The organism is Treponema primitia ZAS-1, assembly GCF_000297095.1.
Classification (GTDB): domain Bacteria; phylum Spirochaetota; class Spirochaetia; order Treponematales; family Breznakiellaceae; genus Termitinema; species Termitinema primitia_A.
In genome coordinates, this window is record NZ_AEEA01000058.1 from 142824 (window position 1) to 166090 (window position 23267).

Annotated in this window: 21 protein-coding genes and 2 tRNA genes; 4 read left to right on the forward strand and 19 right to left on the reverse strand. The window is 54.3% G+C overall.

Features of this window, described 5'->3' with window-relative positions; translation table 11 throughout:
- Positions 1-218 precede the first annotated feature (218 nt).
- Positions 219-1448 (forward strand): hypothetical protein, encoded by a 1230-nt coding sequence (locus TPRIMZ1_RS0111420; protein ID WP_010259544.1) that lies wholly within the window; start codon positions 219-221, stop codon positions 1446-1448.
- A 25-nt stretch (positions 1449-1473) separates the two neighbouring features.
- On the forward strand, positions 1474-5532 hold the full coding sequence (locus TPRIMZ1_RS0111425; RefSeq protein ID WP_010259545.1) for a phosphoribosylformylglycinamidine synthase: 4059 nt from the start codon (positions 1474-1476) through the stop codon (positions 5530-5532).
- A 1751-nt stretch (positions 5533-7283) separates the two neighbouring features.
- Here TPRIMZ1_RS0111425 and TPRIMZ1_RS0111435 read toward each other — a convergent pair.
- From TPRIMZ1_RS0111435 to TPRIMZ1_RS0111470, 8 genes are all read right to left on the reverse strand, one after another.
- A complete protein-coding gene (locus TPRIMZ1_RS0111435) occupies positions 7284-8000 on the reverse strand; it encodes a hypothetical protein (protein WP_232616819.1) in 717 nt (238 codons plus the stop codon).
- Positions 7972-9495, reverse strand: coding sequence for a sodium/proline symporter PutP (putP, locus tag TPRIMZ1_RS0111440; RefSeq protein ID WP_010259550.1), 1524 nt, complete (start codon positions 9493-9495; stop codon positions 7972-7974). The genes TPRIMZ1_RS0111435 and putP overlap by 29 nt, the downstream gene beginning before the upstream one ends.
- 93 nt (positions 9496-9588) lie before the next feature.
- Entirely contained in the window at positions 9589-10686 is a 1098-nt protein-coding gene (locus TPRIMZ1_RS0111445; RefSeq protein WP_010259552.1) for a uroporphyrinogen decarboxylase family protein, read from the reverse strand.
- Between the two features lie 75 nt (positions 10687-10761).
- A complete protein-coding gene (locus tag TPRIMZ1_RS0111450) occupies positions 10762-11841 on the reverse strand; it encodes an autoinducer 2 ABC transporter substrate-binding protein (protein WP_010259554.1) in 1080 nt (359 codons plus the stop codon).
- Positions 11842-11899: 58 nt separating this feature from the next.
- Positions 11900-12883 carry an ABC transporter permease gene (locus tag TPRIMZ1_RS0111455; RefSeq protein ID WP_010259556.1) on the reverse strand — a complete coding sequence of 328 codons (984 nt, stop codon included), beginning with the start codon at positions 12881-12883 and terminating at the stop codon, positions 11900-11902.
- On the reverse strand, positions 12880-13857 hold the full coding sequence (locus tag TPRIMZ1_RS0111460) for an ABC transporter permease (RefSeq protein ID WP_010259558.1): 978 nt from the start codon (positions 13855-13857) through the stop codon (positions 12880-12882). Before TPRIMZ1_RS0111460 ends, TPRIMZ1_RS0111455 begins: the two co-directional genes overlap by 4 nt.
- On the reverse strand, positions 13854-15374 hold the full coding sequence (locus tag TPRIMZ1_RS0111465; RefSeq protein ID WP_010259560.1) for a sugar ABC transporter ATP-binding protein: 1521 nt from the start codon (positions 15372-15374) through the stop codon (positions 13854-13856). Before TPRIMZ1_RS0111465 ends, TPRIMZ1_RS0111460 begins: the two co-directional genes overlap by 4 nt.
- 29 nt (positions 15375-15403) lie before the next feature.
- Positions 15404-15721: an L-rhamnose mutarotase gene (locus TPRIMZ1_RS0111470; RefSeq protein ID WP_010259563.1), complete on the reverse strand. Its 318-nt coding sequence runs from the start codon at positions 15719-15721 to the stop codon at positions 15404-15406.
- Between the two features lie 115 nt (positions 15722-15836).
- Here TPRIMZ1_RS0111470 and TPRIMZ1_RS0111475 point away from each other — a divergent pair, with 115 nt between their 5' ends.
- Positions 15837-16730 carry a helix-turn-helix domain-containing protein gene (locus TPRIMZ1_RS0111475; RefSeq protein WP_100217078.1) on the forward strand — a complete coding sequence of 298 codons (894 nt, stop codon included), beginning with the start codon at positions 15837-15839 and terminating at the stop codon, positions 16728-16730.
- Between the two features lie 128 nt (positions 16731-16858).
- On the opposite strand, the gene TPRIMZ1_RS0111480 is transcribed toward TPRIMZ1_RS0111475, so the two are convergent.
- The 4 genes from TPRIMZ1_RS0111480 to TPRIMZ1_RS0111495 form a co-directional block, all read right to left on the reverse strand.
- Positions 16859-16931 (reverse strand) — tRNA-Pro (locus TPRIMZ1_RS0111480).
- A gap of 47 nt (positions 16932-16978) precedes the next feature.
- Positions 16979-17053, reverse strand: a tRNA-Asp gene (locus TPRIMZ1_RS0111485).
- A 69-nt stretch (positions 17054-17122) separates the two neighbouring features.
- Positions 17123-17542, reverse strand: a complete 420-nt coding sequence (locus tag TPRIMZ1_RS0111490; protein ID WP_010259567.1) for a type II toxin-antitoxin system VapC family toxin — start codon at positions 17540-17542, stop codon at positions 17123-17125.
- Entirely contained in the window at positions 17520-17771 is a 252-nt protein-coding gene (locus TPRIMZ1_RS0111495; protein ID WP_010259569.1) for a ribbon-helix-helix protein, CopG family, read from the reverse strand. Before TPRIMZ1_RS0111495 ends, TPRIMZ1_RS0111490 begins: the two co-directional genes overlap by 23 nt.
- Before the next feature lie 198 nt (positions 17772-17969).
- Between TPRIMZ1_RS0111495 and TPRIMZ1_RS20715 the strand changes: the two genes are divergently transcribed.
- The gene (locus TPRIMZ1_RS20715; protein ID WP_010259571.1) at positions 17970-18206 is read left to right on the forward strand and encodes a hypothetical protein; all 237 of its coding nucleotides are present in this window, start codon (positions 17970-17972) and stop codon (positions 18204-18206) included.
- Between the two features lie 6 nt (positions 18207-18212).
- On the opposite strand, the gene rsfS is transcribed toward TPRIMZ1_RS20715, so the two are convergent.
- The 7 genes from rsfS to rplU all read right to left on the reverse strand — a co-directional run bounded on the left by rsfS (position 18213) and on the right by rplU (position 23003).
- Positions 18213-18575, reverse strand: coding sequence for a ribosome silencing factor (gene rsfS, locus TPRIMZ1_RS0111505; protein WP_010259573.1), 363 nt, complete (start codon positions 18573-18575; stop codon positions 18213-18215).
- Positions 18550-19770 carry an LCP family protein gene (locus TPRIMZ1_RS0111510; RefSeq protein WP_010259575.1) on the reverse strand — a complete coding sequence of 407 codons (1221 nt, stop codon included), beginning with the start codon at positions 19768-19770 and terminating at the stop codon, positions 18550-18552. Before TPRIMZ1_RS0111510 ends, rsfS begins: the two co-directional genes overlap by 26 nt.
- Positions 19751-20938 (reverse strand): nicotinate (nicotinamide) nucleotide adenylyltransferase, encoded by a 1188-nt coding sequence (gene nadD, locus TPRIMZ1_RS0111515; RefSeq protein WP_010259577.1) that lies wholly within the window; start codon positions 20936-20938, stop codon positions 19751-19753. Before nadD ends, TPRIMZ1_RS0111510 begins: the two co-directional genes overlap by 20 nt.
- Complete coding sequence (gene obgE / locus TPRIMZ1_RS0111520) at positions 20935-21948, reverse strand: GTPase ObgE (RefSeq protein WP_026043680.1); 1014 nt, start codon at positions 21946-21948, stop codon at positions 20935-20937. Before obgE ends, nadD begins: the two co-directional genes overlap by 4 nt.
- A 123-nt stretch (positions 21949-22071) precedes the next feature.
- Complete coding sequence (gene rpmA / locus TPRIMZ1_RS0111525) at positions 22072-22332, reverse strand: 50S ribosomal protein L27 (RefSeq protein ID WP_010259583.1); 261 nt, start codon at positions 22330-22332, stop codon at positions 22072-22074.
- Between the two features lies 1 nt (position 22333).
- Positions 22334-22666, reverse strand: coding sequence for a ribosomal-processing cysteine protease Prp (locus tag TPRIMZ1_RS0111530; RefSeq protein ID WP_010259586.1), 333 nt, complete (start codon positions 22664-22666; stop codon positions 22334-22336).
- A gap of 19 nt (positions 22667-22685) precedes the next feature.
- On the reverse strand, positions 22686-23003 hold the full coding sequence (gene rplU / locus TPRIMZ1_RS0111535; protein ID WP_010259589.1) for a 50S ribosomal protein L21: 318 nt from the start codon (positions 23001-23003) through the stop codon (positions 22686-22688).
- Positions 23004-23267: the final 264 nt, after the last annotated feature.

The window sequence follows — 23267 nt, forward strand, 5'->3', positions numbered from 1 at the left end:
GGGATAAGAAGTTTAGCTCCGGGGCCGTCCTCTTCGTCTTCCTCCATTTCCTTTGTGCCCTGAAAACATCACTATAATGGGCAATGAGAAATTTAACCACCAACTACATGCGTCATTTTCTGTGGTTTCTCTTCCTTATCCTTTTAGTCCGTGTGGCCCGAGCAGGTGTAGCATTGGATAGGCGTCTTAGGCTATTCTTCCCGTAAGGAAGGTTTGATATGGCGGAAAGCAAGGGCACAGTTTCTGTAACGCGGGTTGCCGAATGGGGCAAACGGGACGCAACAGTTCTGGAAAATGGACACTCCCGTATCCTGGTGGATGATCAAGGGGGAGTGGTTCCCGAATTTTCGTACCACGGGGAAAATCAGGCAATTAACGCCCATTGGGTTCCCTGGTTCCGGAGCAATCCGGGGAGGGATGGCCTGGTGAACAATATTGCCGGTAATTTTCCCTGCCTGCCAAATTTCGGCCCGGACCACACCGTTGATGGGGTGGCCCTGCCTGCCCATGGCTGGACCGCCAATGAAACCTGGCGCTTCGTGAACAGCGGCATTGATGCCGAATCCGGCGCCGCCTGGGCGTATTCTACCCTGGAAAGCCCGGACCCAAAGATGCCCCTGTCCTTTAAAAAAATTGACGCTCTTTTTCCTGCAGAGGCGGTTCATTACACCGCTATCCGGGTTATAAACCGGGGAGACCGGGATCTCGAAATTGCCGCTGCCTGGCATAATACCGTGGGCGCCCCGTTCCTCCAGGCGGGCTGCCGTCTCAGCGGCGCCGCCGACCGGTGGGCCACGGCGCCCGCAGGCGGGGAGTTTGACGCCACTACCCGGCTTGCCTTGGGGAAGGAATTCCCCTCACTGGATAAGGCCCCGCTGGCCAAGGGCGGTACAGCGGATATTTCCCTGGTTCCCAGCCCCCTGGGGTATACGGATTTTACCGCCGGGGTCATCCCCGCCACGGCGAAGCTCGGCTGGTCCGCCCTGGTGAACCCGGCGCTCAAGTTGGCCTATATTTGCTTTTTTACCGGTCAGGCAGCCGCCGGACCGGAGGATATTATCCTTCGCTTTAATGAACTCTGGATGCAATACGGCGGACGCCGCTTTACCCCCTGGGCCGCCTATGAGGGCGGCACGGATCAGACCTATTGTCTTGGTACGGAAAATGCGATTAGCGCCTACGCCAATGGCCTTGAATACTCCCGCAAAGTAAAAACCCTGCTAGGCGCGCCCACTACGGTGATCATCCCCGCCCGGAGCGAACGGGTTCTCCGCTACGGCACTCTCTTTGCCCCCTATGAATCCGCTTTGGACGAAGGTATACGGACCATTGAACCGGGGGCTTCCAAATTGGTTTGCGCAGGAAGCAAAGGAACTTGGTCCTTCAACGCAGACCCGGGCTTCGGCGCCCTGAAAAAGCTGGAAACGAAAACTGCGTCCCTGGGCTAAAATAGATCCGTATTGAGGAGCGTTCATGCCGAATAATGGAGATACCCTCATCAGACGGGTGTTTGTTGAAAAAAAAGAAGGGTTTGATATTGAGGCCCGGCGTTTGCAGTCGGATATCGCCGGTTTTCTGGGCGTCCAGTACCCCGAATTGGCGGGACTGCGGCGGATCCGGCTATTGCAGCGTTACGATGCTGCCAGGCTCAGCGCCGAACAGTTCGAATTGGCGGTGAACCTGGTCTTTTCCGAACCCCAGTGCGATACGGTGTTCTACGGCGAAGATGTTCCGGCGAAGGGAAGCGCGGTTTTTGGGATTGAGTATGTACCCGGCCAATACAACCAGCGTTCCGATTCGGCGGAACAGTGTGTAGAACTGGCGGTGGGGATTAGGCCGGTGGTGCGGACCGCCCGTATTTTCATCCTTGAGGCCGGGGAACACGCCATCAGCGATACCGCCCTGGAAGCGGTTAAGCGATACCTGATCAACCCCGTGGATTCCCGGGAAGCCGCCCTGGAACTGCCCCAGAGCCTGGAGGATGCCGGAGTGGAAGGCGGAGACGTGCCGGTTCTTACGGGCTTTTCCACCGCCGCCGAACCAGCCCTGGCGGATCTTGCCAAACAATACGGCCTTGCAATGTCCGCGGAGGATCTCCTTTTTTGCCGGGACTACTTCCGCAGCATAGGCAGGGACCCCAGCCTGGCGGAAGTACGGGTCCTGGATACGTACTGGTCCGACCATTGCCGTCATACCACCTTTACCACCGCCCTGGAAGATATCCGCATTGATGACGCCGCATCCTCCGCTCCGGCCCTGAAACGAGCCCTTGCCCTCTACGAGGAAGCCCGCCGGGAAGTCTACGGCGAGGGGGCGAAAAATCGGAAACGGACCCTGATGGATCTGGCTACCATCGGAACCAAGGTCCTGAAAAAGCGGGGCCTTCTGGGGGATCTGGACGAATCCAAGGAGATCAACGCCTGTTCCATCCGGGTCAAAGCTGAATTTAGCGGTGCGGCCGGAGAAAAAAGTTCCGAGCCCTGGCTCTTCCTCTTTAAGAACGAAACCCATAACCATCCCACGGAAATAGAACCCTTCGGCGGCGCCGCCACCTGTCTTGGCGGGGCCATCCGGGATCCCCTTTCCGGCCGGGCCTACGTGTACCAGGCCATGCGGGTAAGCGGGGGTGCAGATCCCCGGAGCAGTCTCTCGGAAACCCTGCCGGGGAAACTCCCCCAATTGAAAATCGCCCGGGAAGCCTCGGCGGGCTACTCCTCCTACGGTAACCAGATAGGACTGGCCACGGGGCAGGTATCGGAATTCTACCACCCCGGCTTCCTCGCCAAGCGTATGGAACTGGGCGCAGTTGCCGGGGCGGTTCCCGAAGCCTGGGTACGCCGGGAGGAACCCACCGCCGGGGATCTAGTGATCCTGGTGGGCGGTAAGACCGGCCGGGACGGCATAGGCGGCGCCACCGGTTCCTCCAAGGTGCATACCGGCGAGTCGGTGGAAAGCGCCGGCGCGGAGGTTCAGAAGGGGAACGCCGTGGAGGAGCGGAAACTCCAGCGCCTCTTCCGCAACCCCAATGTCACCGCCCTGATCAAACGCTGCAATGACTTTGGCGCCGGCGGAGTGGCGGTGGCGGTGGGGGAACTGGCCGCCGGCCTGGACATCAACCTTGACCGGGCGCCTAAGAAGTACGCCGGTCTGGACGGTATAGAATTGGCCATCTCCGAATCCCAGGAACGGATGGCCCTGGTGGTTGCCGCTAAAGACGCCGACAGGCTGATCGAATACGCCGCAGCGGAAAACCTGGACGCCGTGGTCATCGCTGTCATCACCGCAGGTGATGATGAGGACGAATCGGCCTTTACCCCGGCGGCGTCCGATACGGGTCCCCGGCTCAGGATGAGTTGGCGGGGAAAAACCATCGTTGATATTTCCCGGCGCTTCCTCAACTCCAACGGCGCTCCCCGTTCGGCCAAGGCGCTGATTGAAACCCGCCGGAATGGAACTCCGCTGCAGGAACCGGCAGAGAGCCTGCTGGACAGCCTGGAGCGGGAACTGGGTTCCCTCCGTACCGGCAGCCGCCGGGGCCTGCAGGAACGGTTCGACGGTTCTATCGGGGCGGCCTCGGCGCTCTACCCCTGGGGCGGGGCAGAACAGGGTACCCCGGAGTGCGGTATGGCGGCGCTGCTCCCCTCGCCGGACAAGGAGAGCCTCACCGCCGGCCTCATGAGCTTTGGTTACGATCCGGATCTGGCCCTGTGCAGCCCCTACGAAGGGGCAAAGGGGGCAATCCGGGAAGCCCTGGCCAAATACGCCTGCCTGGGGGGCAATCCATGGACTGCCCGGCTTTCCCTTCAGGAGTACTTTGAACGGATGGATGCGCCTGAATCCTGGGGCAAAGTCCTGGGAGCCCTGCTGGGCGCTTTGGAGGCTGAACTGGCCCTGGGTGTTCCCGCCATAGGCGGCAAGGATTCCATGTCCGGCAGCTATAGGGACGACGCCAACCATATTGACTTGGCGGTCCCCCCTACCCTGGTCGCCTTTGCCGCCGGAACTGCCCCGGCCTCCGCTGTCCGTTCCGGCGCCCTGAGCGGTAAGCCCGGCAACGCCGTGATCCTCCTGTATCAAACAGGGGAATGGGATGTGTTCAAGGCCAACATGAACGCCCTGGCAGCCCTTTCCGCCAAGGGTCTGGTCTGCGCCGCCTATCCCGTGGGGCCCGGCGGAGTAAGCGCCGCCCTGGCCCTCATGGCCTTTGGAAATATGGTCGGCCTTGAGGTGAACGCCGCGGCTCTATCCCTGGTATCCCCGGGCCTGCATCAGGGTTCGGTACTGGTAGAAATCACCGACGCCACCCTGGGCGAAGCCACAGTATTACTGTGGGGAATCTCCGTGGACGGAACCGCGCCCTGCTGGGCAATAGCGGCCCATACCGTGCCGGAACCGGTCTTCCGGTGGGCGGATCCAAGTGGGAGACCCTGCCGGGACACCTGCGGCCGCATAGCCCAAAAGGATCCGTCCGTCGAAAATTCTGCTGAGAAGTCTGCCGAAAAATCCCTGGCGATACTGCGCCGGGTCTACGAGCGTACCCTGGCCCAGGTGTTCCCCCAAACCTCCTCGGGCGCTACGGTTGCCGACCCCCCGGCCTCGCCTGCCGGTTCCATACCTGCAAGTGACGAGGCCCTGGAAGCGGCTATCCAAGGCGGGAAAGCTTCCGCCGGACAGCCGGGCAAAGCAGATCAAGGGCACAGAAAAAGCGCTGCCGGGAAGGCGGCCGAAACCGCCCGGCCCCTGGTTGTACTGCCCGTATTCCCCGGGACGAATTGTGAGTGGGATATGGAGCGGGCCTTCCGCAAAGCCGGAGCGCGAACCAGGCTGGTTATTTTCAGGAATCGGAATTCGGAGGACATCCTGGAATCCAGGCGGGAACTGGCGGCTGCCATAGGGGAAGCCCAGATCGTGGCCATCTCCGGAGGCTTCAGCGCCGGGGACGAACCTGACGGATCGGGAAAGTTTATCGCCAACGTATTCCGTTCCCCCGCCATTGCGGAGGAGTTAACAACACTGCTGGAAAAGCGGGACGGCCTGATCCTGGGTATCTGCAACGGCTTCCAGGCGCTGATCAAGCTGGGACTGGTCCCCTACGGCAAATATCTGGATGCGGAAAGCTCCATGCCCACCCTGAGCTTCAACCGCATAGGCCGTCATGTTTCCCGTATGGTCCGCACTAAAATTATTTCCAACACATCCCCCTGGTGCGTCCTGGAAGAGCCGGGAACCATCCACATCCTCCCCGTAAGCCACGGCGAAGGCCGCATCGTTATTCGAGAAGAAGAAGGCAGGGCGCTCTTCGCCAAAGGCCAGGTCCCCTTCTGCTACACCGACGAGCGGGGGAATCCTACCATGGCCGAACCGGACAACCCCAACGGTTCGGATTTCGCCATCGAAGGACTCACCAGTCCTGATGGCAGGATCCTTGGTAAGATGGCCCACTCGGAACGCTGCGGAGAGTATGTGCATATCAATATACCGGGAAATAAGTACCAGAGGATTTTCGAAGCCGGCGTGCGATACTTCGGTTAATATTTCTGCATTACGCTTTTTTATTTCGTGACAGACAATGAAGAACCCCGCCGCAAGCAGCGAAGTATGTACCCCACGGACGGAATCATCTTGATATGCAACATATTTATATAGACAAAACATACGGCAGGGTCTGTTGCATAGCAACTGTCCCTGTCGTATGTTTGTTAATGTTCAAAAGCGCCAGACCCATTTGCGCTCACAATATGTTTACGTAATCTATTGGCAAGAACAAGAGGTAGTACAGTCGTTGTCACTGCCTTGACCAGTAAGACACAGAAACTGACTACTACATTTAGACTGGGCGGTACATTTTGTACCTGAAGTTAGGCTACTACAACCGATACTGCTTCCACCGGTTCCACCGGTTCCACCAGTCCCACTCCCACCGGTTCCTCCAGTCCCACTCCCACCGGTTCCTCCAGTCCCACTCCCANCAGTTCCACTCCCACCGGTTCCACTCCCACCGGTTCCACTCCCACCGGTTCCACTCCCACCGGTTCCATTCCCAGCTCTCTTATGATATTTACCATCACCATATAAGTCGATAGATAACTCTTGGCCGGCGATCAACGAGGTAAAGTAACCTCCGCCAGCGCTCGCATTGGAAAACTTCAATGTTGTACCCTGGACAACATAATCGGCCGATCCCCCGTCAACGGTTTTTCCGTTTACCTTAGTAGTTGCCTTGATTCGCCCTGACGATGTGGTGATTTTGACTTCCGTATTGAATGCCTCGCCGGTTATATGACCGTCAGATGTAATTTCAAACACAACGCTTGTACCGCTATCAGCGGCAGTCTGCGTCGAATGCCATTTCCCCACAATAGCGCTGTCGATACGCCCACCGCCACCGGTGTCGTTATCACAACCGATAACCAGAAAACCCAATATCAGCACTATTGCCGATATTACCTCAAAAAAATGATTTTTCTTCATAGTGAAAACTCCTGCGGTCTTTCCCTGCTGTCAAAATTATGTATGCTCTCCGCATAAGCGGAGAACACCTTTGTGTATAGGATCAATACCGATACCCGGGGCTTCTCTTTAAGGCAAAGGGGTTCCCCCTTTAGGGCGTAGAAACTCCCCTTTGGAGTGAATTTGCCTATATCCGCTATGAGTTTACATGAGAATGGGGATTTAACTATTGGGTACTTGACACGCTGGGGTTTTGCTAAAGTATAATGTGAGCCGTGAGCCGTGAGCCGTGAGCCGTGAGCCGTGAGCCGTGAGCCGTGAGCCGTGAGCCGTGAGCCGTGAGCTATTGTCTGAAACATGAGTATATTGTAATACTTACGGAAAATTTGTCAATAACTTCCAAAATTATGAAAAAAATGATATTGCCCAATGGGTGGTGGGGGCCGGCAAAGCCGCCTCTCCGTCTTTTTTAACTGGGATTGATACTAATTTATTGCCAATTTTCCCTATGTGAAAAAAATTGCTTTGCCATTTTTTGCCCCTTGTCATTCCGATAAAATTAATCTATATCACAGGTAACATTATGCCAATAAGTTTTTCGGCTTTTTTATTGCGCCTAACTCCATTTACCTACACCCCCACAATCATTTCCCCACAGTATTACTGACACAGGCGGGCGGAGGAGGGGAATCCCCGACCGAGTGCATATGGAATTCCTCACTGGAGGAGACCCGAAGGGGCTCCGTAAGTGAATTCTACATGCGCACGAGCGCCGGGGATTCCCCTCCTCCGCCCGTTTTTGCCAACAAAACAGTGGAAAAGATAAAACACGATTAATGCTTAAGAAACGTCAGCTTCCCGCCAAATTTATGCCACTTCCCAACATTCCGCTTGCCATCCTCCAGGGTCTTAAACACAAAGGCGCCAACATTATTGTCGTCCTCTGTTCCAAGATAGGTCCCCGCAGGAATGGAGAAGCCGTACACCCCATAGGGTTCATTTTGGGACGAGGCCATGAGCCCCTGTGCAAGGGAACGGAAGGATGCCGATACCGAAGGGCCGATAAGATCCGTGTCGTCCCGGCCTCCGCCGTTTACGGTATCGGAAAGCACCAGCGCAAGGGATCCTGCCTGATGGGCCTTAAAAATCACGGCTAGTTCCTTTACCAGAAAAAACCAGCCCTTGATGTGATCGTTTACAATGATCTCAATGTCGGCGCTTTTTAGATCCCCCGCATTCTTCCGAACCGCCGGAGGGGTGCACACAAGAACTGCGTCGTCGATCCGGCCAAGCTGATTTTCTGCGGCCAGCACCATGGCGCGGGTGGAAACGGGGCTTCCGGGGTTCCAGACTAGGGAGGAAGGTTGCTGGTTTTTTGATTGGAAATTTTCCAGCGGATAGGAAAGACGATTGGGGAAAAGGGCCGCAGCAAAGCGCTCGGCCCGCTTGCCGGCCTCCGCAGCAATTGCGGCGGAGAGCGTAGATTCGTTACCGGCGATTAGTATTCCCCTTGCCATGGTATCAGAATTCGGCGGTCTTGGCAGCCTCAAACTCCTGTTCAATTTCATCGGAAGGCTTCGGGGTGGCAAGGCTCACCAGGAAAATAACCAGACCGGAAAGTATGAACGAGGGGAGAAGCTCGTATACCGCGAAGGCTCCGCCGATTTTGCTGATCCCTTCCTTCCACACAAACACCATGATCCCGCCGGTAAGCATCCCCGCGATGGCGCCTTGCAGGGTGGTCCGTTTCCAGAAAAGGGAAAAGAGAATCAGCGGGCCGAATGTGGCGCCCAGACCTGCCCAGGCGTAGGACACGATCCTGAATATCGATTGGTTCCCCGAAAGGGCGATGGACACCCCGAAAACCGTTACCAGCAGCATGGTGATCCGGGCCACCCACATCACCAATTGTTCCCCGGCGTCCTTCTTAAAGAGCCCTTTGAAAAGGTCGTTTGCCAGGGCTGATGAGGCGATAAGCATATAGGAGTCGGAGGAGCTCATGGACGCCGCCAGGATCCCCGAAATTACCAGGCCCGCCAGCAGGGGTGGGAAGAATTCTTCCGCCAGGTGGAGGAAAATGGTCTCCGCGTCTCCCGCGGTGGTCAGCAAACCGGGTAGATAGGCCCGGCCGACAATGCCGATAGCCACCGCCGCAACGAGGGAGATGAAACACCAGGTTACGGCGATAAACCGGGATTCCGGTATTTTGGAGGATTTCTTAATCGCCATAAACCGGAGTAATACATGGGGCATACCGAAGTACCCAAGTCCCCAGGCCAGGCAGGACAGGATATTCAGGAAGGAATAATCCGTCCCGGTACCTTTTCCCGGCTCGTAAATACCGAAAATATCCGTAAACCGGGGGAAATGCGCGAGGTTTTCCGAAACCCCCGCAAAGCCCCCTGCATGGAAGAACCCGAAACCCAGCACCAGGAGCAGGGCGAAGATCATCATAATGCCCTGGATAAAGTCGGTGGTACTTTCCGCTAGAAAGCCCCCCAGGAGGGTGTAAAGCATAACCAGGGCCGCCCCCAGTATAACCATGACGGTAAAGTAATTTTCCGCATTGAACACATTGACGAAGAGCTTCCCGAAGGTCACAAACTGCGCCCCCGCGTATATTGAAAAGAATACCAGGATCATTATCGCAGCGATGGACATGAGGATACGCTTCTTGTCGTGGAACCGGTTGCTGAAGAAATCCGGCAGGGTGATGGCGTTATTTGCCACCTGGGAATAGGACCGGAGCCGTTTAGCTACGATTTGCCAGTTAACCCAGGTCCCGATAAAAAGGCCCACGGCGGTCCAAAAGGCTTCCCCCATCCCGGTAAAATAGGCCACCCCCGGTAACCCCATCAGAAGCCACCCGCTCATGTCAGAAGCTTCGGCGCTCATGGCGGCGACCCAGGGCCCAAGTCCCCGTTTCCCCAGGAAAAACTCTTCGGGGTTGCTGTTACTCCGCCGGGCAAACCATAGCCCGATGACAATTATTGCCACCAGATAAGCGCCCATGCCGACTAGGATCTGAATATTGAAAGTGGGCATATATACTCCTTTAAAATACACTTGCTTAGGAATTTATACCTGAAAGGGGGATGAATGTATACTAGCTTACAAAAAGAACCGGAATTGGACCACTCAGAGAGCGGCGGCAATACGGAGCATACCTTCCACGGTTTCCGGGGCCACGTCCGCCTGAATGATATGGGCCGGGGCCATGAGGTAGCCGCCGTTTTTACCCAGAATCGCGGCGCGGTTCCGCATATCCGCTTCGATCTTCTTGAGATCCCCCTCGGGCAGCAGCCGCTGCTGGTCTATGCCGCCGAAAAAGCTGATATGCCCGCCGTATTTGTTCTTCAGTTCCTGGGGGTCCGATCCGGGAACATTGGGCTGAACGGGGTTGTAAATATCAATGCCCATTTCGATAAAATCGTCAAGCAAGGGGGCGACGGCGCCGTCGCTGTGCATAATAAGCAGGATATCAGGATTGATGGCCCGTACCCTTTTGATGATCCGCTCGTGGCGCGGCCTGAAAACGTTCCGCCACATATCCGGAGAAATCAGGGTTGAAATCTGGCTGCCCAGATCTTCCCCAAACCAGATCGCGTCCACCCCGGCGCGGGCAAGTTGTTCCGCAATGCCGGTGGTAAAATATTCAACCTTGTCATTCAGCGTTTCTATCCATTCATCTTCAGAAGCCATGCCGATAAGGTACTTCTCAAGCCCGGTTAAATGCCAGGCAAGCTCAAAGAGGGAAAGCTCACAATCCCCGATAATAAAATAATCCTTCCCGAACTTTTCAATATCCCGTTTGGCGTCCTCCATTCGGCCCGGCGCATGGGGGTCCGGGAACGGGTAGGCCTCCACATCCGCCGTGGTTTCCGCTTCCTCCAGGGGACACTTTACCACCTCCACATACAGGGGCGTGGGCTTCATGTGCATACCGAATTCATTGGCCGTAATATCATCCCTGACCGGTTTCGGGGTAAAGCCCTTTGCAACCTGCCCGCCCACCACCACACAATCGCTGCCCATTTTTGTGCGGATTTCGTTCGCAGAAATACGATAACTCAAATCTTCGTAGTAAGACGGAGTATAGCTTGGGCTTATGCCGAGTTTTTTACCAAAGTGATCCGTCAGGCTTCTGCACAGATCAAATTGAAAGGGAACACGGTCCGGAGGGGAACCCCGGCCTCCTCTTTTGAATGCGGAAAAAACTCTTTCTTTGGAATTCATCGGGCTATCCTCCTGGGGCAGCGAGGGGAAGGGCCTGCCCGAAATACGGACAGGCCCTTCTGTTACGCAGAATAATTAATAGTTATACTGATCCACATTGTTCTTGTCGAATATCAACGCAGGACCGAGGATTATGGTCTTGTTTGATATGTCCCGCTGGCCAATGCGTCCGGCGGTCAGGGATGCTGAGGAACCGGTGATGGTTCCCTTCGCCAGCTGATAGCCGCTCTGTATGGCAAGGTAGCCTAAGTCCATGCAGCTCCACAGAACTCCCGCATCCAGGGGATTGGAGGAGCTTTTGATATAGGACTTGAGCGCGTTCGGCGTGGCCAAGCCGGTGATAACCGTTTTGGTAACATCCGGTTTTACCGACGCCGCTTCATACTGGGAACCCAGGGCCGGGGCCGCCATGGAGGTCAGTCCAATGGCTACCTGGATCTGATCCGCGCCGGGACCAAGCCGGCCAATCAGGGTACCGCTCTGGGCCTGGGTGGCGGTCTCGTCCGGGCCGGGGTAGTACACATCGGAGTCCTCATTCTTGATTTTCAACCAATTGTAATCACTGGTGGCCAGAAGCTTCTTGATCTCCGCAAGCCATTCCTGCTGGTTGGCGTCGGTCTTTGCAGAAGAAACAAGGGCCACATTCACCGGAGCACTGGGGCCATAGCCCTTAAGCTTCAGGTTATCCGCGGCGCTTTTGACAAGACCCAGGGCAATGCCCGATGAGACGGCCTGGTTAATAAACAGATCCCGGGCGTCCGCCTGTGCATCGGCGTCAAAGGTAAGCACCTTAATACCCCGGGACTGGGCCTTCTTCAATGTCGGCGCAATGGCGGTGGGATCGTTGGGGGAAACGAGGATAACATTGACCTTCTGGGCAATCCATCCTTCAAGGATATCCACCTGTTTTTGATTGGTGGCCTGATCCTGGGACGGACCGTCGTACAGGAAATCTACTACCTTCTCGCTTTTGTTAAGTTCGTCAACCGCTTCCTGGGCGCCGATCTTAACGGCGTCAAAATAGTTTTCGCCCTTGAACTTCGGCATCATGGCGATCTTGAGCGTTCCCGATGACGAATCACTGCCGCCGCCTGCAAACACTATGGCCGAACACACTACGAACAGTACCAATACTGCTCCCAAACCTTTCTTCATAATCTTCCTCCTGAACTAGTTTTATAATCAGCGGCACAGCGCCGCCAAAAATACCTGTTTATACTGCCCCGGTCTGGGGCTTTATTTTCACAATGCGGCTCCTGGTCACCCTGTTATTCAGGATGAAGTAACTTACCAGACTTATTACCAAAATAAGACCGTGCACAATGGTCTGGGCGGCGATAGGAATATTAAGCACCGTAAGGCCGCTGTTAAGAACCGCGATGATAAGGGTCGCCAGGATGGTGCCCTTCATATCCCCGATACCGCCCATAATACTGGTACCCCCCAGCACAATTATGGTAACAACCTTTAAACCCAGGCTGGTACCGGCATCGTATTTGATGCTGGTAAACCTGCCCAGCCAGATAAGCCCCGCAAAGGCGCAGATCAGGCCGCTTACAACGTAGATGATCATCTTTACCCGGCGGGTGTTTACGCCGCTGAACATGGTGGCGTTTTCGTTAAGCCCGATGCCGATAAGTTTGCGGCCCAGGGTGGTCTTTGCCAGGATGAACCAAAACACCAGCGCCAGTATTAGATAGAAGAATATCTGCACCGGAACCCAGCCGCCCACATCGGTGGTACCCAGCCACTGGCTTGCGGGGTAGGAATAGACGCTGTCCCCGTGGGAGAAGCTCCGGGCAAGTCCCATGTACAAATACATGGTGGCCAGGGTGGTCACCAGGGGTGAAATTTTTATCCGGGCAATTAAAAAGCCGTTAAAGAACCCACAGGCAATCCCGGTGAGCAGCGCCGCGGAAACCCCCAGGACATTTCCGCCCTTGGCCGCCGCAATGCCGCCTATCATGGCGGATAGGACCATGATGGACCCCACGGAAAGATCGATCCCCCCGGTAATAACAATAAGGGTAACCGCCAGGGCCATCATACCGATTTCAACAATATTGCGGAGCATAACCCCCACAAGATAGTCGAAGGAAAGAAAAACATTGTTGATGCAGGCAATACCCACAAAGAGCGCCAACAGAAGTATTATGAGCGCCCAGGTAAAGGTAAACTTGAGTTTTTTCTGCTTCATAGGGAAGCCCCCCCTGTTGCTGCGGGCGCCGCCTGTTTCCGCCCTTCCAGGCGCAGGGCGCTTACGATAACCGCAAAGATGATGATGGCGCCCATGATCGCATCGGACCAATCGGAACTGATCCCCAGGTAGTTCACCGCCGGAGCTATGACCGACAGCACCGCTGCGCCGAACACGGTTCCCAGTACCTTGCCGCTGCCCCCGGCAACGCTGGTACCCCCCAGGACAACCGCCGCAATAAAGGTCATCTCCAGCCCGGTGCCCATGGTGGTGGTTACCCGCTGGCTGGCGGTGGCAATAATGGTGGCGGACACCCCGAAGAGCGCTCCGGCTATGGCATAGGCGACTAACACAACCTTATTAACATTGATTCCCGTCAACCGGGCAGCCTCGGCATTATTACCAATGGCGTAGATTTTTTTGGAGAACCGGGAGTACTTCATAAACAGCAATGCTATGATGGTAATCACGATCATGATAAGCACGCTCCCCGGTATTACCCCGAGGAATTTGGCTTCAAAGGCCAGCCAGGTAAAGCTGCGGGGCAGATCGTAGAGGGAACCCTCCACGATCAGGGGCAGCACGCCGGAAAAAAGCTGTGCCGTCGCCAGGGTCGCCACTATGGCGGGGATACGGAACTTGGTGATGAACAGGGCGTTTATCAAACTGAGTAAAGCCCCCATGACCATGGCCACGGGCAGCAGGATGGGGAGCCCCGCGTTCAATTTCCCCAGGGCAGCAATGGTAAGACAGACCACGGATATCAGATTCCCTGCGGAAACATCAATATTGGAAGTTAGAATGATGAGGTTCATGCCGATGGCGGCAATGAGAATATAACTGAACCGGTTGAGCATACTCATCACATTGTTGGTAGCGAAAAATCCGGGGGTAAAAATTGCCAACAGCACCAGTATCCCCAAAAGAAACAAGCCCAGATAGGCTTCGGCGGAAAAATGAATCTTTTGCTTCATAGGGCTGCCTCTTTTTTTCCTTCGGAAGCCAGGGCGATGCGCAGTATTTCTTCCTGGGAAAACTGGTCCCGGTTAAAACATCCCGCAATGGTTCCGTCCTTCATCACATAAATACGGTCGCACATACCGATGAGCTCCGGCAGTTCGCTGGAGATCATCAGAATTGTTAAGCCCGAAACGGCCATCTTGCTGATGATACGGTGAATTTCCGCCTTGGCGCCCACATCGACCCCCCGGGTCGGCTCGTCCAGGATAAGCAGTTTAGGGCTTAGCGCCAAAGCTTTACTGACCGACACCTTCTGCTGGTTGCCTCCGGAAAGGTTCATCACCAGAAAGTCCGTGTCCGGGGCTTTAATGCCCATGCTTTCCCGCATCTTTTCTGCCACCGTATATTCCTGCTCGTGGTTTATTACTCCCCAACGGGCTATCCGTTCCAGCTGGGGCATGACAATATTGTTCTTAACGCTCATGTTAACAATTATACCGTACTTGCCCCGATCTTCGGATACGTACACCAGGCCCTGTTCCATAGCCTGGCGATAATTCTTAAAACGCACCGGCCGGCCTTCCAGGGTAATTTCTCCGCGTACCGGGGGGGTAAAGCCGCTGAGGGTCAGGGCCAGCTCCGTTCTTCCGGAACCCGCCAGACCCGCAAAGCCCAGTATTTCTCCCTTTCGGATAGTAAAGTTGATATCGTGGAGCAGTTCCTGTGCCCCAAGACCTTTTACGGAAAAGAGCTCCCCCCCAATTTCCACCTCCGCCTTGGGGTAGTAGCTGTCCATGCTGCGGCCTACCATATCGGCCACCAGTTCGTCCTTATTGGTTTCCGAAACCTTCCGGGTAGAAATATAATGCCCGTCCCGTATCACCGTGACCCGGTCGCAGAGGGTAAAAATTTCTTCCAGCCGGTGGCTTATGTACACCACGCTGACCCCCTGGTCCCGCAAGCCCCGGATAATGGTAAAGAGGGCATCCACTTCTTCCTGGGTCAGGGAGGCGGTAGGTTCATCCAGAATCAAAATCCGGGATTCAAAGGTCAGCGCCTTGGCAATCTCCACCATCTGTTTTTGGGCCATCCCGAGGTTTTTGATTTTTTCATCCACCGGAATGGAAATATGCAGACCCTTGAGGATGTTCCCCATCTTTTCCGCCATGGCCTTATAGTCCAGCACCGTAAAGGGCCCCGCCTTTTTAATGATCTCCCGGCCCAGAAAGAGGTTGTCCAGGACGGTCATTTCCTCAAACAGGCTGGTTTCCTGGTGAATAATGGCGATGCCCTTGGAAAAGGCGTCCAGGGGGCTGGTAATCTTTTCTTCCCTGTCGAACAGGGAGATAGTTCCTCGGTCCGGCGCGTGAACCCCGGAGACCACCTTCATCAGGGTGGATTTCCCCGCGCCGTTCTCCCCGCAGATCGCATGAATTTCCCCGACACGGAGCTCAAAATTCATGTCATCCAGGGCAACGATTCCGGGAAAGGTCTTTACAATCGACGATAAACCCAGGGCTATCTGGCTCATTCCTACCTCTTAATTAAAGTTTGAAAAAATTACCGGTGAAAGAAAACCTGTTCCAACTGGTATGCGGTTCCGGTTTGGGGATCAATTTCCATGCGCATCACGTCCTTCATATGCTCATTCCAGCGATCAACCACGGGACTCCCTGCCTGCGCTTTTGCGGCAAAATCAACCCCCTTTTCGGCCTCATAATAGCCGAAAAGCTCGTCCCCCACACACCAGATGGTGTAATTGTGGATCCCCGCATTGTTTAGGAGTTCGGTCATTTCCGGCCAAATCTCATCGTGCCGACGAATATATTCCGCCTTAGCCCCCGGGAGTAGTTTAGCCTTCCACGCAAATCGTTCCATAGCTTCCTTCCTTAATGAGCGTTAATCTTTAGTTTCTCCCGGATTTTTCATGGCGTAAATGGATATTTCTCCTGTGAGGATGGAAAAAAACCATCTTTTCCAGTATTATAGAATAGTGAAATCAAAATCCGGCAATGCCCGGGGGCCCTTTTGGCACTACCTCCCCTACAGCGAAGAAGACGAGAAACTGGGGATGGTATGCACCAATGTGGGCAGCATGGAGGCGCCCCCGAATACCGTGTATCCCCCCTATAAAAACGACCATCCCGCCCTATTCCGGTCGGTCGCGGAAGGCCGTGTGTTACCCACATTTCAGCTAATATACATCACCGCCGGGCAGGGCATCCTTGAGGTTGGGGAGACCTCCTATACCCTTAGGCCTGGTTCTGCTTTTATCCTCCTTCCGGGGATGAAACATCGGTACAAACCGGTGTTTGAGACCGGGTGGCATGAATATTGGGCTGGTTTCCAGGGAGAATATTTTATCAAATTGATGGAGAAGGGCGTTCTGTCCAAGGAACGGATCTTTTTTGAAGTCGGTCTCTATGATTTTATGATATCCACCTTTAACCAGATCATTGATGAGGTCAAAAACCAGCGACCCCTCTTTCAGTTAAAGGCCTGTTCGGGGATTATTTCCCTGCTTGCGGAGATCCTGACCCGGGAACGGCGGAAGGATCAGCCAAATTCGTACCAAAAGATAGTGGAAAAGACGAAATATCTTATGGAAACGAATATTTTTAGCGCCGTCAACCTATCGGATATCTCCGAGCAGATTGGGGTAAGCACCTCTAAGCTGAATGAAATATTCAAAACCTATACGTCCATGACGCCCTATCAGTATTTTATCCATATAAAGATACTTAAGGCCGAAAGCTTGCTTGAGCAGAAGGATGTGTCGGTAAAAGAGGTGGCCTATAGTCTGGGGTTTGAGGATCAGTACTATTTTTCCCGGCTTTTTAAGAATAAGACCGGGATTGCGCCTTCAAATTGGAATAAGTTGATTTAGGGGAAGGCACGGATTTGCGGCTGACGCCGACGGTTTCCAGCTTCGCGACCATTCAAAAGGCTCTCGCCTTTCGAACGGCCCAAGTCCCCGGTTCAAATCCGGCCTTTTGTGGATAAGAATTTATTTTGTCGGGCAACCCGGATTTGAACCGGGGACCTCTTGGTCCCGAACCAAGCGCGCTACCAGCTGCGCTATTACCCGAAAAAAAACCCGTCCCATAGGACGGGCTAGCGGACCGTTTGGTCCGACGGGAGCGACGGGGCTTGAACCCGCGATCTCCGGCTTGACAGGCCAGCGTGATAAACCAGCTTCACTACACCCCCATAAGTTTTAATAGCATAATAAGCGGATTGAAAAAAGTCAAGTATACTATTTTACATTATCGTCCGTGGTTATTCTTGGGTAAATACGTTTTTGATCATCCGCTTCCCGGGCAGGCGGTAGATGTCAAAATCAGAGTCGATGCTGATGATGGACCTGATGCCCCGCTTTTCTGCGGCTATCACCAGGGTTGCATCGGCAAAATCCATTGGTAGATCATGGTATTGATTGATTAGCGATGATACTTGTAAAAGGTCTTCCTGGGGGATTTCGTGGAGGATAAGGCCATGGCGGTTTACCCATTCAAAGAAGTCCATCTGGGCCTTGATACTGAAATCAAGCATATAACAAACTTCGGTAAGTACCGCCAAGGTACTGATAAACCGGTAATTTTTGCCGCGAAGGAAGTTTATTACCGGTTCGTGGTAGGTATCATCCTTGTCAAAGAGGGCTATCAGGGGGCCCGCGTCAATGAGGATGGTGTTTAGCATGGAGCTTTTCCTTTATATGGGTTTTATAGTTTGCGGACAGACCGCCGTCTCCGCTGCCGTATCTTCCAAAATAGGATTCCCCAAGCTCCCAGGAGCTTTTTTCGGCCTCTTCCCGGGCTAGATAGACAGCCACCGCCTCCCGTACGAATTCGGTCTTGGTAACATGTTTTGCCTTGACGGCGATATCGAGACGCTGCTCTAGTTCTTCAGGTAACCTGGCGCTGGTCATGACATTCTTCTCCTGTAATACAAGGTGTATTACAGGGAGTTGATCATGTCAAGAGTCTATGGGGCAATTTTCTATCAAATAATGGTATTTTTCGGGGGATACAAAAAAAAAATACAATACATAACAAAAACCAGTTGACAGATACTGAACCTTCCCCTTATGTTTCAAGGGAATCCACATATTCTAACGGAGAATGCTATGGTTCTAAGCAGTACGTACAATGACAGGTTTCCCTCCTTCCTTGCCCTGGATGACGATGACGACGACGATCTGGAGGAAGAAGACGATTTTGATGACATGGAAGACGATTTTGAAGATGACTTCGATGACGATTTCGACGATGACGACGACGATTTTGATGACGACGATGACGACGATGATGATTTTGACGACTATGAAGAAGACATGGATTTCGATGACGACTTTGACGAATAGCTGGGGCTAGGGGCTTATTATCACCGCAGCGCTCCAAAGCCGCTCCAGTTCATAAAATGAACGGGATTTCGCCGACATAAGGTGAATCACGATGTTTCCCAGATCCGTGAGATTCCATTCGTCATCGGCGCTGGTTTTTCGATGCCGCCGGAGTATTTCTATGCCCTTTTCACGGGCATAATCCTTGATATGCCGCTGCAAACCCTGTAAATGGGTATTGCTGGATACGGTGGCTACCACAAAAAAATCGGTCCAGTAGTTGATCTCCCGCAGATCCATCACAATAACATTTTCCCCACGGTGCTCCTTAAGAAGGGCAGCCAATTCAAGGGCGGCGCTTTTATCATCCGCCCGAAACGTATCTTCCATTGAAATCCTTTCCAATAATGAGGGTAAAATCCGAACGATACTCCAGATTCTGGATATTTATCTCTATCCCCAGTTCAATATTTTCCGGCATCAGTGAATCACGCCGGATATTCCGGCACCGGATGATATCCGCAAAGGTCCTGACCATGTCCTCGTAACCGGACCGATCCACTATTTCCGTAATTTCGTAGTCAGTACGGTCCGCATTCCCGATGGTAATAACATCATACCCAAAACCCCGGAGTAGATCCGCAGTCCTTCCCGCAAGTCCCGCCGTGGCGGTTCCGTTCAGGATCTCCACGGTAAAGACCCGCTCGGAAAGCGTCCCCTCACCCTGCCTCGTCAGAGCCGCAAGGGACTGGCGGACAATTTCCTTGATAAGGCTGCCGTCATAGAGGGGAAGGAGGAGTACCTGCCCCGAAACCTCCCGGGTAATACCCCCCACGGACTGAATGTTTACCCGATCCATATCAATCTTGGCCAGCTCGTCAAAAAGCCGGATCCGGGTCCGGGGATCCATGGGCGTTTTTAGCAGGGGCCGGTATATCTGGGCCACGGTTGTTTTCTTGAGGTATTCGGCCTTTTCCCCCAGCCGTTTAATAAACCCAATGAAAAAACGCTGCCGGCGGAAGTGGGCCAGTTCCCGATCCTCCTCGGGAAGCTCATAGGTGAGGTAACTTCGGGATTTGTCCCCATCCAGCCGGGTTACACCGGAGGGGAAGAGGACCGTATTTCCCTTTTCGTATATTCCCACCGGTGCAGGGATAAACAGTTCCACCCCTTCAATTAAATCCACCACCTTACCCAGGCTCTCCAGCTCTATCACGACAGAAAAATTTATCTCGATCCCTAAAAATTTTTCTACTTCCCCTTCGAATAAGCTTATCCTTTGGGGCTCGTACATGGTATCAATCCGGTCCACCCGATTGATCCGCGGGATAATCAGTCCCACTTCACCGGGTATATCAAAGACAGCCGCCCGCCGGGTTGCCGGATAATAGAATAGAACATAGGAACTCAGGGGTTTTTTGTTCCCCTCAATAATAAAAAGAGTCGAAATTACCCGGTCCCCCGAAAGGGCTTCCTCAATCGGGTCGAATCGCATGGCCAGGATGATGAAGGAAATCCCTCCCCCAAGGAGCAGAAGGATCAATACCAAAAGAAAAGCACTGGCGTCAGCCTTTGTTTTTCTCAAAAGCCTCTCCTTTAATGACTTCTAATAGGCGTAGAGTTCCCTTGGAAAGGCTAAGTTCCCGGGAGCGAAGATACGCCACGGTTTCATCCAGAACCGCAGCAAACAGAGCATCCAGGCTGGCAAAACTCCGGAAGTCCCGAAGGCCGGGACTTACATGTTCCCGGGAAACCTCAATTTTATCGGCAATAAACACCGCCCTTGCCAGGGGGCCCATTTCGGTGTCCGCCATGGTATGGAGCCGTACTGCCTCAAGGATATCCTTATTATGTATGCCGAAGCGTTCCCTAAGCAATACCGCCGCAGAGCGGGCATGGAGCAGGGAGGGCTTTTTTTTCTCCAGCTTGGATACCGATTGGCCGTCCTGCTTAGTCAGGCGAATCAATTCTTCCTCCGAAAAGGACTTGCACATATCGTGGGCGATTCCGGCGAGATAACCCGAGGGGGGATCTATGCCGAAGCGCCGACAAAGATCCTCTGCAAGGAGGGCAACATTCCGGGAATGGAGGAACCGGGAGGGGCTTATCATGGTATGTACCGCATTTTCTATACCCGCAATAAGCTCCAGGGAGATGCCGTCCCGGCTCTTTACCGGTTCGCCCAGGCCGTATAACAGCCGGTCTTCAATAATGAGCCGCGCCCCCTGGGGGACCAGATAGCTCCAGGCTTCTCCGTTCCGGATACGATCCCGGACCTTCCCCGAAGAAAGCTCCATAATTTCATTTCCCAGCCGTTTATGGGGAAAAGGAAAGGGCAGATCCTCCGCAGAAAGCCGGTGGGCAATGATGATATCCGTGAGGGATACGATCTCGGCGGCGCTCCGCCATTTGTGGAAATCCCGGGCCAGATCGTCCCCCAGGATAAGTCCCGGCTTTCCCTCGGGCCGGTATCGTTCCAGGATATCCTTAATAGTATCGATGGTGTAGGAAACCCCTTCCCGCCGGATTTCACCGTCTTCAATAGTAAGCCGTGAATCCGCAGGTATGGAGGCGATAAGCATATCCAACCTATCCTTAGCGGAGGCGCCCTGGGCATCGAGCTTAAAAGGGGAAGTATAGGCGGGTACCAGAATGACCCTATCATACCCCAGGGAGGAAAGGGCCGCATCCGCCAGAAAAAGATGGCCCATGTGGATGGGGTTAAAGCTGCCCCCCAGAATCGCGAATTTCAATTTTCCTTTTCCCCGGCGGCGGCCAATCGTCCCAGGCTGGCGGCCAGTTCCTCCAGCCCTTCCCCGGAAAACACCGAAATCCCCAGCACCGTCTCTTCGGGATACCGGGCCCTTAGTTCCCCCAGCCGTTCCGCCGTAGAAATATCCCCGCCATTTCCCAGATCGGTCTTAGTTCCAACCAGGAGCCGCGGCTTCTTGACCAGTTCCGGCGAAAAGGCATCCAGTTCTTTGTAAAGAATATCAAAGGCGGTGAGGTAATTATCCTGGGACAGGTCGATAAGAAAAACCAGGGCGGCGGTACGGGCAATATGCTTGAGGAACCGTATTCCCAGGCCGACCCCTTCCGAGGCTCCTTCGATGAGTCCCGGTATGTCCGCCAGGATGATGTCCCGGTCTCCCAGGGTAAGCACCCCCAGGTTTGGTATCTTCGTGGTAAATGGGTAGGGGGCAATTTTAGGCCGGGCATTGGTGAACCGATCCAGGAGGGATGATTTCCCCGCGTTGGGGAAGCCCACCAGGCCGATATCCGCCAGAACCTGTATCTCCACCCGGAGCCGCCGCTTTTCGCCGGGCTTTCCCGGCAGGGCTCTCCGGGGCGCCTGGGTTACCGAAGACTTGAAGTGGATGTTTCCCCAGCCGCCGTTGCCCCCCTTGAGGAACAGGAAGGACCCTTCCTGGCGGCCAAAATCCCGGATAATCTCCCCGGTCTCCGCGTCCTTGAGTACCGTTCCCGGGGGTACGGGTATCACCGTATCTTCCCCGTTGCGGCCATAACGCTGGGAGCCCTCTCCGTCCCGGCCGTTTTCGGCCTTGAAACTCTGCTTGTAGCGCAGATGGACCAGGGTGCGCAGGTTACGGCGGACCTCAAAGACCACCGCCCCGCCCCGGCCGCCATCGCCACCGGAGGGCCCGCCCAGGGGGACGTACTTTTCCCGCCGGAAGGCTACGCAGCCGTTACCTCCCGAGCCGGAGGAAACCTCGATCAACGCCTCATCGGCAAATTTATCAATCATAAATAAAAACGGCGTACCCCCCGGCACGCCGCGCGTTCATCATTGTCATCGAAGCTCCAATCCGCATTTCCGACAATCCGGGAACCGTCTGAGAAAATCTCAGAAGAGGGTTACCGGCTGCTATTCCACTACCGCAGGTACTACCCCGGCTAGTTTCCGGCCCCGGCGGGTAGTAAATGTCACGGTCCCATCGGCCAGGGCAAAGAGGGTAAAATCCCCTCCGCAGCCCACATTTGCGCCGGGATGAACCCTGGTTCCCCGCTGCCGTACGATAATGGTTCCCGCCTTTACCGGCTTCCCATCGGATGCCTTAACCCCAAGGTATTGGGGATTCGAATCTCTTCCGTTTTTAGCGCCGCTGCCGCCCCTTTTCCGAGCCATTTCATTCCTCCGTTGATATATGCATGGTACAATAATCCGGGTATTCCCCGGCGACCGATTTTAACCCTTCCAACAGGAAGGCGCCGGCTGCGGAAAGGAACTCCCTCCCTTGGCCGGTATAATCGATCTCTATTCTGACAATTCCCCGTTCAGGGGCTTCCCCCCGAACCGTGATCCCCTCCCGCTGGGAAAGGACCTGCAAGGCCGTCCTGGTTAAGACCGATACGGCGGCGCATACGATATCGCCGCCCTTCGGCCCCGCCCCGGCGTGGCCTTCGACCCGGCAGGACCTCAGTAGTCCCGCCTTATCCAAAGCCGCCTCGACACGTATCATCTAACCCTTGGTTCGAGGGCTAGGCCCCGATAATATCCTCAATCTTGATGATAGAATACTGCTGACGGTGCCCCTGCTTACGCCGGTAATCCTTCTTAGGCATATACTTAAAAACGATAATTTTAGGGTCCTTTCCATGGCTTTCCACCACCGCGGACACCTTGACGCCCTTTACATAGGGCGCCCCCACGGTCACTTCTGAAGCTCCATTGGCAACCAAAAGCACCGAATCGATATCCACTGCGGAACCGGGTTCGGCGTCGATCTTGTCAACCTTTAATATGGCCCCTTTCTCGGCCTTGTACTGTTTTCCCTTAAATTCAACCAAAGCGTACATGATATGTCATCCTTTCTTCAAAATACGAGTAATAGTAGTTTATACTACAAAGGGCTTTGGATAGTCAAGTGGGCGCATTGGCTAGTTTCGAAAAACGAAGGCTAGATCAATGTCACTAAATTGATTTATCATAAGAAAGTTGTCATGGATTAAAAAACCCTTGATATGTATCCTGCAAAACCAAATTGCCCGGTAAAATTCTGCACCTCACCGGTGTTATGTATAGATGAGATAAATTTGACCCTTAACGTCAGTGCTTATTCG